The following is a 16,755-nucleotide window of genomic DNA, read 5'->3' as shown; positions in this document are numbered from 1 at the left end:
AACGAACTACCCACTTAAACCACCAGACCGCCTGCCATAGAGACGACAGGGCAAGATCAAAAGATCGCGAGGCAAGCTCGCTCCTACAGTGATCGGGGCAGACCATTCAGCGCCAAGCGCTTCGGAACCTTTTCCGCTTGCGGCATAATCGCCGCCTCTGGAGACCCGAACCGCATGCCCGAGTTACTCAACACCCGTGTCGAAGACTGCTTCAAACAGGCCGAAGTGTTTTTCAAGCGGCCTTTCAAGCGCCCTGTAGTCAGCTTCAAGCTGCGCGGCCAAAAGGCCGGAGTTGCCCACCTGCACGAGAACCTGCTGCGCTTCAATCCGCAGTTGTACCGTGAAAACAGCGAAGACTTTCTCAAGCAAACCGTGCCCCACGAAGTGGCGACCTGATTGCCCACCAATTGTTTGGCGACCGTATCGCGCCCCATGGCGAGGAATGGCAGTTGATCATGCGCGGGGTTTACGAGTTGCCGCCCAACCGCTGCCACACCTACGCGATCAAACGACGCACCGCAACGCGCTACATTTACCGCTGCCCATGCCCCGACAGCGATTTCCCCTTCAGCGCCCAGCGCCATAACCTGGTCAAGCAAGGCCGGCGCTATCTGTGCCGCCGCTGCCGCCAGACACTGGTGTTCAGTGGCGAGGCCCGGGTCGAATAACGCCCATAAAAAAACCCATCCGAAGATGGGTTTTTTAGACGCTTAACGTTACTTCATGACTTGCGACGGCATCTGGCCTTCAGCAACCAGCTGGTCGTCTTCTGGCAGAGTGTTGTCCAGCGGGCTGCCGCCCGACGCGAGCTCGCGCTGCATCACGTCGACGTCCAGCTCTTTAACCCACTTGGCCACAACCAGAGTCGCTACTGCGTTACCGATCAGGTTGGTCAGGGCGCGGGCTTCGGACATGAAGCGGTCGATACCCAGAATCAGCGCCAGGCCAGCCACCGGCAAGTGGCCTACAGCAGACAAGGTCGCCGCCAGTACGATAAAGCCGCTACCGGTGACACCCGCCGCCCCTTTGGACGACAGCAACAGCACCAGCAACAGAGTGATCTGGTGGGTGATGTCCATGTGGGTGTCAGTGGCCTGAGCAATAAACACGGCCGCCATGGTCAGGTAGATCGAGGTACCGTCGAGGTTGAACGAGTAACCGGTCGGGATCACCAGACCTACTACCGACTTCTTCGCCCCCAGACGCTCCATTTTCACCAGCATGCGTGGCAGTGCCGATTCCGACGAAGAGGTACCCAGTACGATCAGCAGTTCTTCACGGATGTAGCGGATCAGCTTGACGACGCTGAAGCCGTGAGCACGGGCGATGCTGCCCAGCACCAGCAGTACGAACAGTACGCAGGTCACGTAGAAGCAGATCATCAGTTGACCCAGCTGAACCAGCGAGCCCACACCGTAAGCACCGATGGTGAACGCCATGGCGCCCAGTGCACCCAGCGGCGCCAGCTTCATGATCATGTTGATGATGTTGAACATGACATGAGCGAAGCGGTCGATGAAGTCCAGTACCGGCTTGCCGTAAGCACCCAGGCGGTGCAGGGCAAAGCCGAACAGTACCGAGAACATCAGCACTTGCAGGATGTCGCCGTTGGCAAACGCACCGACGATGGTCGACGGGATCACGTTGAGAACAAAACCAACGATGCTTTGATCGGCGCCTGCTGTCACGTAAGCCGCGACTTTAGAGGCGTCCAGCGTGGACACGTCGATGTGCATGCCAACACCTGGCTGCACCACGTTAACCACCACCAGACCAATGATCAGGGCCAGGGTCGAGACAATTTCGAAGTACAGCAACGCATAACCACCGGTCTTGCCAACCGACTTCATGCTCTGCATGCCGGCGATACCGCTCACCACCGTACAGAAAATAATGGGTGCGATAACCATCTTGATCAGTTTGATAAAGCCATCGCCCAACGGTTTAAGCGCAACACCGGTTTCAGGGTAGTAATGGCCCAGCAAGATACCGATAGCAATCGCTACGATTACTTGCACATACAGAGATTTGTACAGTGGCTGACGAGTCGTCATTGCAAAGTTCCTCAAGTGCATCACACCGTCGTCATTCCATCCGGGACGGCTGATACCTAAAGCGCGAACCCTCCTGTACTTGGAGGGATTTGTTGTTTCAAGCTGCTCTATCGGCAACTCTCGCAACACTCTTTGCAAGCCACGGGCCACTTTGCACAAAACCGGTGCAATGGCCCATAGCACCGGCACTTGTAGGAAAATGGCGATATTTTTTGTAGGACAATACTTGGCGGATTTCCGCCCTTTGGCGGGTTTTCGGCAGGCGAAATGGCGGATACCCGCCTGACGAATTCGAAACCCATCTCTTTAGCTACAGTGTGGGAGCGGGCTTGCTCGCGATGCAGTCAACCCGGTATGCCTGTTACACGTTGTCGATCCAATCGCGAGCAAGCCCGCTCCCACACAGGTCAAGTGCGCTTAAATTCACACCGTCGAGAAGTGAATCCGGAACGCAGCGCCACCCAGCGGTGAGTCGTCCAGGGTCAGTTGGGCGTCGTAGCTTTCGATGATGTCTTTAACCACCGCCAACCCGATACCCTGCCCCGGATGCTGTCGGTCCAGCCGTTCGCCACGCTGCAAGATACGCGCGCGCTGGTCGGGGGGCACGCCCGGCCCGTCGTCCTCTACGCACACTTCAATGCCCAGGGCATTTCGATGCAGGCTGACACGCACTTGGCGCAGGCACAGCCGGTAGGCGTTTTCCAGCAGGTTGCCAAGCAACTCCAGCAAGGCGTTCTGTTCGATCGGCACATGGCTGAGCGGGGCAATGTCGTAGCTGACCTTGACCTGCTTGTCGCGATAGACCTTGTCCAGCGTGTTGCACAGGCTTTCAACCACCGGCAGCAGTTCAACCTGATGGCGCACCAGACCACTTTTACGCAAGCTGGCCCGCTGCAATTGATAGCTGATCTGCTGGTTCATGCGTTCAATCTGGGTTTGCAGCACTTTGGCCTGTTCACGCTCGGTGGGGCGTTGCGCCATGCTTTCACTCACGCCCTGCAACACCGCCAGTGGCGTTTTCAGGCTGTGGGCCAGGTCATCCAGAGAATCACGGTAGCGCGAGCGCTGCTCACGTTCGCTTTGCAGCAAACGGTTCAGCGAGCCGGTTAAACGCAGCAATTCGCGAGGGTGCTGCTCGCTCAAGCTCTCGCGTTCGCCGGTTTCGATTTCATCCAGTTCCTGACTTAAGCGCCGCAATGCCTGTAACCCCCACGTCAGACCGATCCACAACAACGCCAGCAGGACAAATAGCGCCGCGCCAAACCCCAGGTAGAGGTTTTCGCGCAGTCCGGCGAGTGTCAGGTTGTATTCACGCATGGGTTGCAACGCCACAAAGCTGAACGCGGCCGTTCGCCCCCCCAGCGATTTCACCTCAACGTCGTAGACAAAGAATTCTTCGCCGCTGTCTTCCCGGATGCTTGCAAACTCATTACCGCGCCCGTCGTAACGGGGCTTGTAATTGATGTTTTCTTCTTGCGTGGCCCGCGAACGCCACACCAGGCGTCCGTCGCGGTCGTAGATGTAGCCCAGCAAGCGGCTGTCCGGCAGGTTGAGTTCCTCATCCGGCAGCAAGGTCGGCATTTTGAGGTGATTTTTTTCAACCTTCGCCGCCGAAATCAACGTTGTGACATCAGAGGCCAGGCGCTGCTCGATGGCATCTTTGAGGGCAAGGCTAAACGCGCCTTGCATGGCCGGCAGCAGTGCGAGCATAAAAAGGACGGCCAACAAGGTGGCCGCCAGCATCAACCGAACGCGTAGTGAACGAATCAACGACAGCGCTCAGTAAACAGGTACCCCAAGCCGCGTACCGTGTCGATTGGCTTAAAGCCGCTTTCCCCCTCAAGCTTGCGACGCAGGCGCCCGACCAGCACCTCGATCACATTCGGATCACGTTCCTCGTCATCCGGGTACAGCTGTTCCATCAGTCGGTCCTTGGCCACCACTTGCTGATGATGGCGCATCAGGTATTCCAGAATCCGGTATTCGTAGGCGGTCAGTGGCAGAGGCTTGTCGTCCAGCACCGCTTGTTTGCGGTTGATGTCGAGCACCAGCCCACCCGCGACGATGGTCGACTGGGTGAAACCGCTGGAACGACGCAACAACGCATTGAGACGGGCTTCCAGCTCTTCGAACTGGAACGGCTTGACCACGTAGTCGTCGGCACCGGCCGCCAGCCCTTCGACTTTGTCTTGCCAGTTACCCCGCGCGGTGAGGATCAGGATCGGGAAAGTCTTGCCCCGCGCCCGCAACTGACGAATCAATTCCAGCCCGCCCATGCCCGGCAAACCCAAATCAATCATCGCCAGATCGTGATTGAACTGCTCGGTCTGGTACAACGCCTCATCGGCATTGGCCACCGCCTCGACCACATGGCCGCTTTCAGTCAGACGGGTTTGCAAGTGATGGCGCAACAGCGCCTCATCTTCAACCACCAGCAATTTCATCGCGCTCTCCCAAGCCTGTCGCGTCACTAAGGACGTGAGTCCACCACCTATACATTTACCAGCCTAGCCTTTACAGAATAAGGCGTAGGCCCTGAACACACTCTGAACAATTGCACCGCCAGCACAAGGCCAGCAGAATGCACGCCATGAATAGATCTTCAGACTTGCCAGCCTGTTGCACGCCGCTTGGTTGCGACTGGCCCTTGCCCATTGCGCTGCCCGGTAGCGTATGGCGCAGCACCGCGTTCGACCCGGCGCAACTGACCCCGGACGACTTTACCCGCAGCGGCCTGCACCTGCCTGCGAGTATTCAACGATCAGTGGCAAAACGCCAAGCCGAATTTCTGGCCGGCCGCCTGTGTGCCCGCGATGCGGTGCTGCACCTGGACGGCACCCGGGCTACACCGGCCATCGGTGAAGACCGAGCCCCCGTGTGGCCCCGGCACATCAGTGGCGCCATCACCCACAGCCAGGGCCGTGCGGCGGCACTGGTGGCGTTAAAAAGTGACTGGCTGGGGTTGGGCATCGACCTCGAAAACAGGCTCAGCCTTGATCGCGCTCAACGTTTGGCCAAAGAAATCCTCACCCCCAATGAGCTGCAACGCATGGCCGCAGGCCCGGTTGAGGACCAGGCGCTGGTCGTCACGCTGACATTTTCGATCAAAGAAAGCCTGTTCAAGGCCTTGTACCCGCTGGTGCACAAGCGCTTTTACTTTGAGCACGCCGAAGTGCTGAGCTGGTCAAAAGACGGCCAGGTGCGCTTGCGGCTGCTCACGGACTTGTCTGAAGAGTGGCATCAGGGCAAAGAGCTTGAAGGACAATTTGCCTTGATGGGTGAGCAACTATTGAGCGCCGTCGCGATTAAAGCCAGCGCGGCACGGTGATCAGGTCGCGGGCTTGTAGACGTTTAGCGTCAGTTCCTCAATCAGCAGGTTCACCTGCTGATCTCTGACCAGCGTCAGCTCACTCCCCCTTTGCAACTGCGCCTCATCGGACAGACCGCTTTCTTCAGAGAGTTTGGTGTAGTCGCGCTGGTAGTCGGCCTCGATGGTTGCAAAACGATCGGCATAGTTGTTCAGCAGAAAAGTTCGCCAAAATTTTTCGTGCGTGATGGCGTGCATAAACGTCGGGCTGCCATCCAGCGCCAAAATACTCGCGCGTGCTGCTGCAATCTGCCCAGGGCTGACACCTGCAGTCGGCGCATACAGCATCGTCCTCGCCTGGGTCGGTAAATCAAGGGACTGCGCCAACTCAACACGGTAGAACAGGATCACTTCAGCGGCATCAGGATTGCCCCCCGCCGCCACCCGCCTGGCCACTTCGGCTTCTGACAGCAGGTCAACTTGCCTTAACCGGAACAAGCGCCTGGCCAGGTTGAACAACTCTGCTTCGCGCTGTGCATCGCCCGTACGGTTTAGCGCTTCATGAACCAGCACTTCAACTTCCATGTTTTCCAAAAGCACCATGGCCCCATCCCCACAGCTTCGCTCTTCACGGAAAATCCTGTTCAACAAGGTTTCGCGCAGCGCGGTATTGGCCAGCATTTGATCAATCAGTGTCCATACACGGTTTGTCAGGTTTGCCCACACCTGCTCACTCATCTTGCGGCGGTCATGTGCGAACAACGCAAGGGTCTGGAAAAAGTCTTTGACGTTGCCTCCCGCGCCTTGCAGCAATTGCCATTGCTGCGTTCTGGCTGCCGCTTGAGCCGGGCTGGCGTCACTTGGCAACCACGGCGAAACATCATTCGCCGCCGTCTGTAATTGAGCGTTAAGGGAAAGCTGATTAAAGCTATGCGCAATCGTCGGCCCGTAGCCAAAATCACTGTGGCCCTGGGCCCAATAAGCAATAAGACGATCACGCGTTGGAGCATCCAGCGGATTCCCGGAAATGGAGGTTGCCCGGTTTGCCCCAACCGTCCATTGCGGCGCAAACACAGCGTCAGGGATGGTCGTCATTACATTGTCTCTCAGGTTCGCCCACTCGATATGAGGCAGCGCCCATAAACCATTGGGCCACTGGCTAATACCCGTATTGCTCAGGTCCAGACTGTGCAAATCAAGCATCTGACTGACGTCCGGGCTGATACCCAGAGGGTTGCCACTCAAGCTCAGTGCCCGCAGGTTCGAAAGACTCGCCAGTTGCTGCGCCGTTTCTGGCGTGAGGGTGATGCGGTTGTCTATCAGCTCAAGTGACACCAGCAGAGACATTTCAGCAATCGCGGCAGGCACATGCTCAATACGATTATTGGACATGTCCAACAGGCGTAACTGGGTAAAACTGGCGAGAAACTCATTCGAACCACTGCGCAAGTTCATCCCCTCCATCTGCAATGCGCCAACGTGGCTGAAATCTCCGCTTATCGCGGGAAGGTCGCCGATATCCAGGCCAGACAAATCGAGCTCAAAGCCTACGATGTCACCGGTATCCTCCATCACAGAGAGGTCACTTTCGCGGCGCCAGGCACTCTCGATCCTCGCCCTCGCCTGCGCTCGGTGGCCAGGAGCCGCTACCCCCATATGGCTCGTGCCGTAGGGATACAGCTGGATTTGTTCCCAGGCTCTCAGTTCGCCTTGCAATATTTGATATTGCCCACGCCTCAGGAACAGTGCTGCCTCACGTTCGGCTTGTGTTGTGCCTAACGTGTCGAGGAAGTCGATCGTCTCTCCATAATCCATGCTCGGGTACAGATCCAGCGCCTCGCGGATCAGCGACAAGGGATGAGTGGCGTTATCCAGCGTTACCGTTAACGGGTAAACCGTAAATTCACGATCAACATTCATCGGGGGTTTACGTGGCGGTGCGGGCGGCTCCAGACCTAACAGCGCACGTAGATTGGCCCGATGTGCGACAGCCAGCGCCTGAATCTTTTGGTTCAGGCTGTGCGTGTCACTGACATCCTTGACACCCATTGCTGCCCGCTCAGTGGGTTGCAGCGCATGCAGAATGGACGACAACAAATTATTGCCATTCACAGACTCCGGGTTAACCGGTTGGCCTTCGCGTGACCAGGCACGGTAACGGCCATCGCGCAGGACCAACACCCGCGTCGCCGGAGCATCTTCGGCGCCAATACGGTCAAGCACTTTGCCGGTGACACTGGCGTCACGCACTTCAATGCTCACCTCACCCGGCCACCCCGGTAGCGACTTCAACAGGTGCAGCGTGAGTTTTTCGCTGTCCGGCGTCGCCGTGGCGTTCAGGTACAAGCCCTCGTAGGCGCGGGCCAGCCTGACTTCTTTGGCCGTCCATTGCAGCTGCTCGGTGACACGTGGCGGCACCAGCCCTTTATCCAGGTAATGGATGCGCTCATGTCGTGAGACATGCAGGACCACGTGTTCGATAACGCTTTTGGGTAAATGCGGGTGCTGCTTTTGCACAAGCTGCACGTGCGGATCTGCACTGTGCTCCTGGTTCTCGTAGATCGACCTGAACAGGTTGGCTTCACGCTTTAACGCGTGGGCGGCGATTTTCTTTGCCAGGGCGAGCATCCGGTTCTCAATGATCGGGTTGTACTCGCCCAACAACGCGCGGGTGTCGGCCTCATTCAGGTTCATCAGCAAGGTGCGCAGAAACCGCCCGTTACGTGAGGCTTCAATGGAAATGCGGATGCGCGGCAAGGCGCTGTCCAGATCAGCACCGTACTCCTTCATGACCGCGCCTTGGGCATCGGTTATTTGCAGGACTTTGTTACGGGGCCAGCCCGGCAGGCTTTGAATCAGCAGCAGTTGAAAATCGCCGCTCGCCTTGGACAGCGTGTGATGGGCCTGCATGTTTTTAACAAAGTCATTGATGTCTTCCTCAATCTTGAAACGCTTCCAGGTGTCCATCAGCAAAGGCGGCGGCGCGAGGTTATTGATGTGCACCCGGCGCAATACCCCTTCATCCGTGTTGCTCACGGCCATGATCTGGCGCCCCACCTCATCGCTGAAAGTGGACCGCTGGGCACGCAAGCGGCGCAATAACTTAAGCGCATCCCACTGTTGCGGCCGCTCGGTTTGCTGACGCCAGGCGCCCTTGTAGTTGTGTTCCAGAATGGGGGTATTCACGCCGGGCTTATCGGGATGCACCATGCGCCACTGGTGAATCACGCGGTCAAACTCAACCTGGTAAACCGCGCCGTGCAAGACCACATAAGCCTTGCCCTGGAGCTCATAGAGCCCCAGCTCACCCGGGGGCTGTTGAAACGCCAGTGGTACGTCGCGTTCATACTGGGCCGTGGTGGTGTCCCACAGGTTCACCTCACCATTGGCCTGGCGATTGGCACGCATGGCATCACCCAAGGTCTGGCGCAGACCGTCGATGCTGGCGCCAGCCCCACCCACTGTTTGACGCTCTTCATGGCTCAAAAACTGACTGAGCGCCAAGAAAAAACTGTCAGGGGTCTGGGAGTACGTATCCAACTCACCAGTGTGCAAATTAGTGGCCTGATATACCCCATGGCCCTGATGGGTCAGTACCACGGTAGTGTCATCTGGCCCAGTGGCAACAGGGGCTGGCAATAAGGGCGTACGGGTTGCATCCACGACCACCAACCGGCGATCCAGCTTGTCGTGCAATACGCCGCGGGCAAATTCACGCACCCACAGATCGCCATCAGAGTTAAAGGCACGACGGTGATAAATAGTGTCCAGCGCCAGATCGGTCCGCAGCTTGGTCTTTAAGCGCTCGGCGGCATAGTCAAAGTCCAAAGGCTGGGCGTTATGCTCCAGCGCCCGCTTAACGGCGTAGGCATTGAACGGATGAGCCTCCAGCAACGTCTCCAGGCTCTCAATCGACAACGACGGGTTGAGCTCGTGTAACTTGGCCAACAACGCCGTGGTCGACTCCGACAGCGGGGGGCAGACCAACGGCAAATACTGTTTGGCCGGGTCTGAACTGGCCACCGGATCACTGCGCTTGTGCCCTTCCAGCACGGTGAGGGCTTGGAACAGCAAGGTTTTGTCGTCACGAGCCAGGTTAGCGATTTGCTCACGCACCGAGGCAATTCGGCCGGTGTGGCTGATATCGGGGTTGCCATTACGCCCAAGGGGGGACTCGGACGACAGTTGATCCAGAATCAAGGTGAACATCTGCTCCACTTGGGCGCTGCCCTGGGTGGCATCGTGCCTGGCGACATACGTGCCATGATCCAGACGCTTGAGTTCAACGTGACTCTGAAAGGTTCCGGCCTGCGGGTCCTGGCCATACGTCTCGACCAACTGGCCCTGCTGATTGAACACATCTAGCACGGTATCGGCCGGCCAGTCAGGCAATTGGGTCAACAGGGCCAACACGACGCTGTCCGCGTTGGTGGGCATTTCCCCGCGCAACGGCAGCTCGTTGATGATCCTGTCGATCAACTGGTCCGCGTGCAAGCGGCGAACACCATCGGCCAACGGGCCAGAGATCAGCTCGCCTTGCCAGACGTTGAGCAACTGTTCGCGGGGGGTACCAGTAATGTCCAGCATCCGCTCAATACGCCCCTGAGCCACGTCAGCCATGTCACCGGGCAACATGCGCTGCAACAGCTGTGTGTCGCCCAGCGCTTGAACATCGTCCAGCGCCAGGAGCCACACCTGGTGCACGGGGTCGTATTTCACGGCAGGCGTAAAGGCTTGTGCGTTGTCAGCTTTCAACGCGTAGTGTTGGGCCTTCGGGTCGTAGGTGACTTCGACCGCCACGGTTTGGTCGCCCTCCTGCACCTTGGCGTAGACCTTGCCATCACGCTCATACAGCCCTTGGCTGTTGGGTGTCAGGTTATCGAAAGCCGCCAGGTGCGGGTAAGCCGTCAACTGCGGGCTCCACAGCTCAGCCGTACCGTCTGCACGGGTGACCTTGCGTGGTCGGCCAAGGGTATTCCAAAGCGTGCTCATGCGTTGGCGGTGGACCCGACTGGCCACCCCGATCAAGCGGGCATTGATCAGCAGGTCTGCGGTATCGGCCATCGCACTGGCAAAGGTCGTGGACTCGCCTTTAACAGCCTCCGTCACCCCCTGCACAATGCTGTAGGCCAGCGAGCCGAATACCGCGACCTGCATGATCGTATTGAGCCCCTGCACGCCCCCCGGCACAGGCGTGGTCAGCATACCGAGCACCTCATTGGCGATATCACTCAGCGCTTCTTTGAACGCTTGCCAGTCGCGTACGGACTTACGGGTGGCCAACTGGCTCAAGTTAGCGCGGTAGCGGTGCAGGTGATGTTGGGTAATGAAGGGCACAATGCCCGGCGAGTCGAACACCCTCATTTCAACAAACAGGCGCAGGCTGTCCAGATCGGCCTCGGGGAACACACTCGTGTAACTGTCATACAAAACACCCGCCAGCCATGTCAGCCCTTTGGGCTTGGCTTCTTTACTCAGCAACTTGCTGAAAAAGCCCAAGTCTTTCAACGACAGCTGTTGGGTAAACCAGCCCAACTGACCTTTGCGATAGTCATATTTGATCTGATTAAGAAAGTGTGAAAACGCGTCGGGCACATCTTTGTGCCAACGCAGCGCGCCTCCCAGGCGCTGCGGGAAATAGCTGTAGACGCCCCACTCGCCTTCAAGCTTGATCATAAACAGCGGGGGGTCCATCTCGTTTTCCCTGCTACTGCTAAATGGCGGCAGAGGTATATCGACATCCTTTACATAATCGAAGCTGTCTTCATCGCCAAACAACAGAGACGTGTCAGCGCTTCTGGCTAACTGCAAAGGGTTGAGACTAAGCTCCTTCTTGGTCACGCTCATTGAAACGCCCCAGATGTGCGCTGGCGTTTCACCCTTAAACATCAAGGCCAGCTTGTCATGCTCATCTTTAAACAGTTTTGACTGGCGCGGGGTTCGCAAAGCCTCCAGCAACTCGAACTCAAAACAGCTACGCACCACCTCCTCGGCGCGTTGGTGCAAAGACCCGCCAGGTTCGACAGCTGCATCTAGGGTGGCCTTTAACTGAGTGCCGAGGTCCAGCGTGCGCACAATGGCAATAAACGGCCCTGCCGGGTGCCCCTGCAAGTCACTGTTGTAGTCAATAAAGCTGGCTTGTTCATAGCTAAAAGGCTTTAGCAGTACCGAGTCGGTTCGGTAGCTGAAGTTCTCGCACGCGGCATCCCAGAGGGACACCGATTTGAGGTGCTCTTTAAATTTTGACTCATCCAACGCGCGCGGCGTACGTGAAGGCGTGGGCCTGAACGTGGGTGCCTGAGTGGCACTTTTATCGCCCCTCAGTCGCGCGAGATACTCAATAAAGTCCTCCTCCACCTCTTCACGGTAGCGCGTAAAAATTCGCGCCTTCTCGGGGTCGATATCCACCCCCAGAAGTGTTTTTAGCTCGCTCTTGAGCTGTGCCAGATGAGTGGTCTTGAATGTATCTTTTAGGCGCGTGAGTTCCTGATCCAGGTTCTTTAGCGACTGTTCGCAGCGTTTGAAGAGTTCGGGGTAGCGCTTTTTCTGTTCGAGCGTCAGTGAAGCGAATTGCTCTTCATAAATGGCCGACACATGAGCAAGGGCTTCTTTCTGCGCCCACTGGGTACTGGACAGGAGCAACGGTGCGCGTTGGCGAACCGCGGGTGATCGACTGGTCATAGATATGACTCCGTTGGAGGAATGCGCCAACGTAGCAACCCCACCTTCGGGACATGCACTACATAGATAACGGCCCATGGCTGCGATCTTTTAAACCTGCGTGAGCGTCAAAAGTCGCAGCCTGTGACAGCGATCAATACTTGGGTTCGGGGATCATTGCGCCTGCAAGCGGCGCCCCAGTGCGTCCATCAAATCGCAGCCATCGCGCAACAACAGCGCCGCAGCCTCAGTGATGTGTTTAAGGTCGACGCTGTCCGCGTTAAAGCCCTCAAGGCGGCTCACGCTTTCAAGCAAGTGGGTGACGGCCAGAATCCGCGCAGCGGCGTTGGCGTGAATCACATCGGGTGGGGTTTGGGTGTCGATCAACATGCACGGGATCAAGCAGTCGATGGCGGTCATGGGAATAGTAGTGCTCATAGGATGTAGCCTCATTTGTCGGTAAGGAAAGACCACCACCTGATCGTCGCCAAACGATCAGGTGGCAGCTGTACGCAGGTTGGCGAACCGAGACAAATGAACCGGCAGACCCGAAGATCTCCCACGCACAGCTGCCATAACAGCATGATGCGCACACGAATACTCCTGCAATCAGCAAAGAGCTTTCGCACATTGTCTACGAGTCGCCAAACCCGGTCGCCATGTGGGCGACCGGGGGACTATAGGCTTCACGGTTGAGTGAGGCAAGGTGTGAGTTGAAGTATTAGCAGGTGTAAAATCCCCACCCATCAAAACACTCTAAGCCATGACTAAAAAATCATTCAAATTGGCGGATTTTTTCTTTCACCTCAGACAAGTTCGATTCAAATCGCCGAACACTAATAGATTCTTCTGCGACCGTTATCAGCTTCCCATCCAGCCCCGCCCCTATATATTCACGAGAATAAAATGCCTGAACGCTCACAACATCATTAAATCCAACTTTGTATAACGATTTACTAGAAGAGACCACTGCAGGCCCTGTCATGAAGGGTGACTCAGTATTCACAGTCAACATTACGTTTTTTCTAGCTTCTTTCCATTCCGGCAGTAAGGCTTTAGACGCCGAAGATGCTTTATTTCTTTGCTTTAAAAATAGACTCTCATCTTTAGCTTTATGTTTTAAGATCTTGCGTTTTGCACCTAGCCGATCGTAATTCTCACTCGCAGCTCGCCATACTTGCGTCCCTTCCGAAGAATTCAGTGAGCGATGAGTAGGTAAAGGCTCTGCGATCTTAAACACTGCGCTCCACCTTTTTCTAAGTGCCCCCCAGAAACTCCAAGCATGCCCATCTTCATCAGTGCGATTAATCGGGTCTCCACCGCAGTATCCATAGGCATTTATTCCGCCCTCCCTAAACGGGCTGAGATTGTCTGGACTATTGAAACGCATCAACACTGGATTAAAGGCTCGATGACCATTACCCAAAAGATAATGACCGGTCACAGGATCAGCGCATTCGCCATTAAAACCAAGTAACACATATTTACCACCAGCGGGTGCTCTATAGCCGTAAGGGCAATAAGCCACGCTTTTATCAGACCTAACATATGACGGATTTAAGACAGTGCGCGGACTATCTGTCACCAGCAAAACGGTGTCATCCGTCAAGTAAGAACGCTGGTGAGCTAACAAATAATCTTTAGTCTGAAAAACGCTCTCTTTCAGCGCCCCCTGAACTAACGTAGATAATCGATTGATGTTATGAAAACGCTGAGCCATTACCGTTGGCGCATTACCACAACTCGATAACCGATCCAAAGGGTCATAAATATAACGGTATGGATCTCTATTTTGGGAGGATGGCATCAGACTGACCTCAAACTTAAGAGTGAGCCCTGAGCATTCAAACAATTTCAGTGTTTGCCTACTGGCAGAACTGCTAGGTAGATCGCCGCCATGCTATGGTTTGCGCCCCCCATTCATGCCCCTGCCCCTTATGCCTGCGACTGCTCGCCACCTGCGTCTGGCCCTGTATACCCTGCTGATTGTGATCGGCGCCGCTCTGGCTGGCGGCTGGGCGATGCATCAGGCCGAGCGCCATGCGCTGGAAGAAAGCGCCAGGCGCGGGCCCGAGCAGTTAAACCTGTATGCCAATTCTTTGCATACCTTGATTGAACGCTACCGCGCCCTGCCCGCTGTGCTGGCGCTGGACACCGAATTGATCACGGCCTTGAGTGGCCCGATGACGCCCGAGCTGCAATGCGCACTCAACCGCAAGCTGGAGCGCATCAACGGCGCGGCGAAGTCCTCGACCCTTGAGCTCATGGACCATACCGGGCTGGCCGTGGCGGCCAGTAACTGGAACACCGCCAACAGTTATGTCGGCCACAATTACGCGTTTCGCCCCTATTTCAAGCAAACCCTGGTCGAAGGTACCGGTAGCTTTTATGCCGTAGGCGTGACCAGCGGTATCCCCGGTTACTTTTTATCCAGCGCCATTCACGATGCCCAGGGTACGTTTTTGGGCGCGATGGTGGTCAAGCTGGAGTTCCCGGAGCTGGAGCGCGAATGGAGCCATGGCAACGACATTTTGCTGGTGAGCGATGCCAAGGGCATTGTCTTTATCGCCAACCAGCCGGGCTGGCGCTATCGTCATTTGCGGCCGTTGTCTGACCAGGACCGTAGCGAAATCACCGTCACCCGCCAGTACCACAAACAGCCGCTGACGCCGCTGAACACCCGCACCTTGCGCAGCTTTGACGACAACAGCTTCCTGACCCGCACCGATGGCCCGGACGGCTCGCAAGACTATCTGTGGGAGTCGCTGGCGCTCAGCGCCGAAGGCTGGACCCTGCATTTACTGCGGCGCCCGGACATCTCAGCCGAAGACCGCCGCAATGCCGCCCTCGCCGGGATTGGCCTGTGGCTGACTGTGGTGTTTTTGGGGCTGTTTTTGCTGCAGCGCTGGCGCCTGTCGCGGTTACGCCAGCGTAACCGGGCCGAGCTTGAGCAACTGGTTGAAGACCGCACCCGCGACTTGCGCACCGCCCAGGACGGTCTGGTGCAATCGGCCAAGCTCGCGGCGCTGGGGCAGATGTCTGCCGCGCTCGCCCACGAAATCAACCAGCCGCTCACTGCCCAGCGCATGCAACTGGCGACCTTGCGCCTGTTGCTCGATCACGGCCGCATCGACGAGGCTTACCAGGCCCTGGCGCCACTGGACAACATGCTCACGCGCATGGCCGCGCTCACCGGGCACCTTAAGACCTACGCCCGGCAAAGCCCCAGCGGCCTGCGTGAAAAGCTTGATCTGGCGACCGTCGTCGACCATGCCTTGCACCTGCTAGAGCCCCGTTTGCAGGAGCAAGCCATTGACCTGCACGTGGACCTCACGCGCCCGGCCTGGGTGCGCGGTGACGCGATTCGCCTGGAGCAAGTGCTGATCAACGTGCTGCGCAACGCACTGGATGCCCTGCGCGATGCACCGAACAAACGTTTAGAAATCCGTATCGAGGCGGATCAACAAGTCTGGCACTTGACCGTCAGCGACAGTGGCGGCGGGATTCGCGAAGAGCATTTGGGTAAAATCTTCGATCCGTTTTTCACTACCAAGCCGGTGGGCGACGGACTGGGGCTCGGGCTGGCGGTGTCTTACGCCATTGTTCACGAACTCGGCGGCCGTCTGACCGCCAGCAACCAGGCCGAGGGCGCGCTGTTTACGCTGACGCTGCCGATCGCACAGGACTCTTGAAGCATGCTCAATTCAGTGATCGTGGTCGATGATGAGGCCAGTATTCGCAGTGCCGTGGAGCAATGGCTAAGCCTGAGCGGATTTGCGGTGCAGCTGTTCAGTTGCGCCGAAGACTGCCTGCGCCAGCTGCCGCCGCATTTTGCCGGGGTGGTGGTCAGTGATGTGCGCATGCCCGGCATGGGAGGCCTCGCCCTGCTCAGCCAGTTGCAGCAACTGGACCCGGACCTGCCGGTGATTCTGCTGACCGGGCATGGCGACGTGCCGATGGCCGTCGAAGCCATGCGCGATGGCGCCTACGACTTTCTGGAAAAACCCTTCAGCCCCGAAGCCCTGCTCAGCAGCCTGCGCCGGGCCCTGGAAAAGCGCCAACTGGTCCTGGAAAACCGCCGCCTGCATGAACAGGCCGACCTGCGTGAACAGATTGACGGGCGCTTGCTCGGCGTGTCACGCAGCGTGCAGACCTTGCGCCGACAAATCATTGATTTGGCGCCATTGCCGGTCAACGTGCTGATCCGTGGTGAAACCGGCAGCGGCAAAGAACTGGTCGCCCGCTGCCTGCATGACTTTGGCCCGCGTGCAGACAAACCCTTCGTGGCGCTGAACTGTGCGGCCATCCCTGAGCAACTGTTTGAGGCCGAGCTGTTTGGCCATGAAAACGGTGCCTTCACCGGCGCCCAGGGCAAACGTATCGGCAAGCTGGAATACGCCGACGGCGGCACGTTGTTTCTTGATGAGATAGAGAGCATGCCCCTGGCCCAACAAGCCAAATTGCTGCGGGTGTTGCAGGAACAAAAACTGGAGCGTTTGGGCTCCAACCAGAGCATCCATGTGGATTTGCGCGTGGTTGCCGCCACCAAACCGGACTTGCTCGACGAAGCGCGGGCCGGGCGTTTTCGTGAAGACCTGGCGTATCGCCTGACCGTGGCCGAATTGCGCCTGGCGCCGTTGCGTGATCGCCGCGAAGACATTGCCCTGTTGTATGAGGCGTTCGCCCGCCAGGCCGCAGAACGGCTGGGGCGCAGCGCCCCGGCCATGACCGGGC

The 16,755-nt window shown here is 57.4% G+C and carries 9 protein-coding genes and 1 pseudogene; 4 read left to right on the top strand and 6 right to left on the bottom strand.

Annotated elements, in window-relative coordinates; genetic code table 11:
- The first annotated feature begins 174 nt into the window (after positions 1-174).
- Positions 175-668 (top strand): annotated as a pseudogene (locus tag GHO25_RS20115) (SprT family zinc-dependent metalloprotease).
- Positions 669-716: 48 nt separating this feature from the next.
- On the opposite strand, the gene GHO25_RS20110 reads toward GHO25_RS20115, so the two are convergent.
- From GHO25_RS20110 to GHO25_RS20100, 3 genes are all read right to left on the bottom strand, one after another.
- Positions 717-2,054 (bottom strand): dicarboxylate/amino acid:cation symporter, encoded by a 1,338-nt coding sequence (locus GHO25_RS20110; RefSeq protein ID WP_153391955.1) that lies wholly within the window; start codon positions 2,052-2,054, stop codon positions 717-719.
- A gap of 423 nt (positions 2,055-2,477) precedes the next feature.
- The gene (locus GHO25_RS20105; RefSeq protein WP_153391953.1) at positions 2,478-3,824 is read right to left on the bottom strand and encodes an ATP-binding protein; all 1,347 of its coding nucleotides are present in this window, start codon (positions 3,822-3,824) and stop codon (positions 2,478-2,480) included.
- Positions 3,821-4,498 carry a response regulator gene (locus GHO25_RS20100; RefSeq protein ID WP_048369693.1) on the bottom strand — a complete coding sequence of 226 codons (678 nt, stop codon included), beginning with the start codon at positions 4,496-4,498 and terminating at the stop codon, positions 3,821-3,823. Before GHO25_RS20100 ends, GHO25_RS20105 begins: the two co-directional genes overlap by 4 nt.
- Positions 4,499-4,644: 146 nt before the next feature.
- Here GHO25_RS20100 and GHO25_RS20095 point away from each other — a divergent pair, with 146 nt between their 5' ends.
- Positions 4,645-5,382 (top strand): 4'-phosphopantetheinyl transferase, encoded by a 738-nt coding sequence (locus GHO25_RS20095; RefSeq protein WP_153391951.1) that lies wholly within the window; start codon positions 4,645-4,647, stop codon positions 5,380-5,382.
- Here the strand turns inward: GHO25_RS20095 and GHO25_RS20090 are convergent, their stop codons facing one another.
- The 3 genes from GHO25_RS20090 to GHO25_RS20080 all read right to left on the bottom strand — a co-directional run bounded on the left by GHO25_RS20090 (position 5,383) and on the right by GHO25_RS20080 (position 13,828).
- Positions 5,383-12,042, bottom strand: coding sequence for an NEL-type E3 ubiquitin ligase domain-containing protein (locus GHO25_RS20090; protein WP_178110159.1), 6,660 nt, complete (start codon positions 12,040-12,042; stop codon positions 5,383-5,385). It abuts the gene before it with no gap.
- Positions 12,043-12,195: 153 nt separating this feature from the next.
- Positions 12,196-12,459, bottom strand: a complete 264-nt coding sequence (locus GHO25_RS20085) for a hypothetical protein (RefSeq protein WP_048369687.1) — start codon at positions 12,457-12,459, stop codon at positions 12,196-12,198.
- A 337-nt stretch (positions 12,460-12,796) separates the two neighbouring features.
- A complete protein-coding gene (locus GHO25_RS20080; protein ID WP_153391947.1) occupies positions 12,797-13,828 on the bottom strand; it encodes an RHS repeat-associated core domain-containing protein in 1,032 nt (343 codons plus the stop codon).
- Positions 13,829-13,958: 130 nt separating this feature from the next.
- Here GHO25_RS20080 and GHO25_RS20075 point away from each other — a divergent pair, with 130 nt between their 5' ends.
- Together GHO25_RS20075 and GHO25_RS20070 are read left to right on the top strand one after the other, a co-directional pair.
- On the top strand, positions 13,959-15,713 hold the full coding sequence (locus GHO25_RS20075) for an ATP-binding protein (RefSeq protein WP_153391979.1): 1,755 nt from the start codon (positions 13,959-13,961) through the stop codon (positions 15,711-15,713).
- 3 nt (positions 15,714-15,716) lie between these two features.
- A partial coding sequence (locus tag GHO25_RS20070) for a sigma-54 dependent transcriptional regulator (protein ID WP_153391945.1) occupies positions 15,717-16,755 on the top strand: 1,039 nt, incomplete at its 3' end.

The organism is Pseudomonas sp. FSL R10-1350, from assembly GCF_009600525.1.
Lineage (GTDB): Bacteria > Pseudomonadota > Gammaproteobacteria > Pseudomonadales > Pseudomonadaceae > Aquipseudomonas > Aquipseudomonas helleri.
The sequence above is the reverse complement of the archived record's forward strand: the minus strand, read 5'-3'. Positions and strand labels throughout refer to the sequence as shown.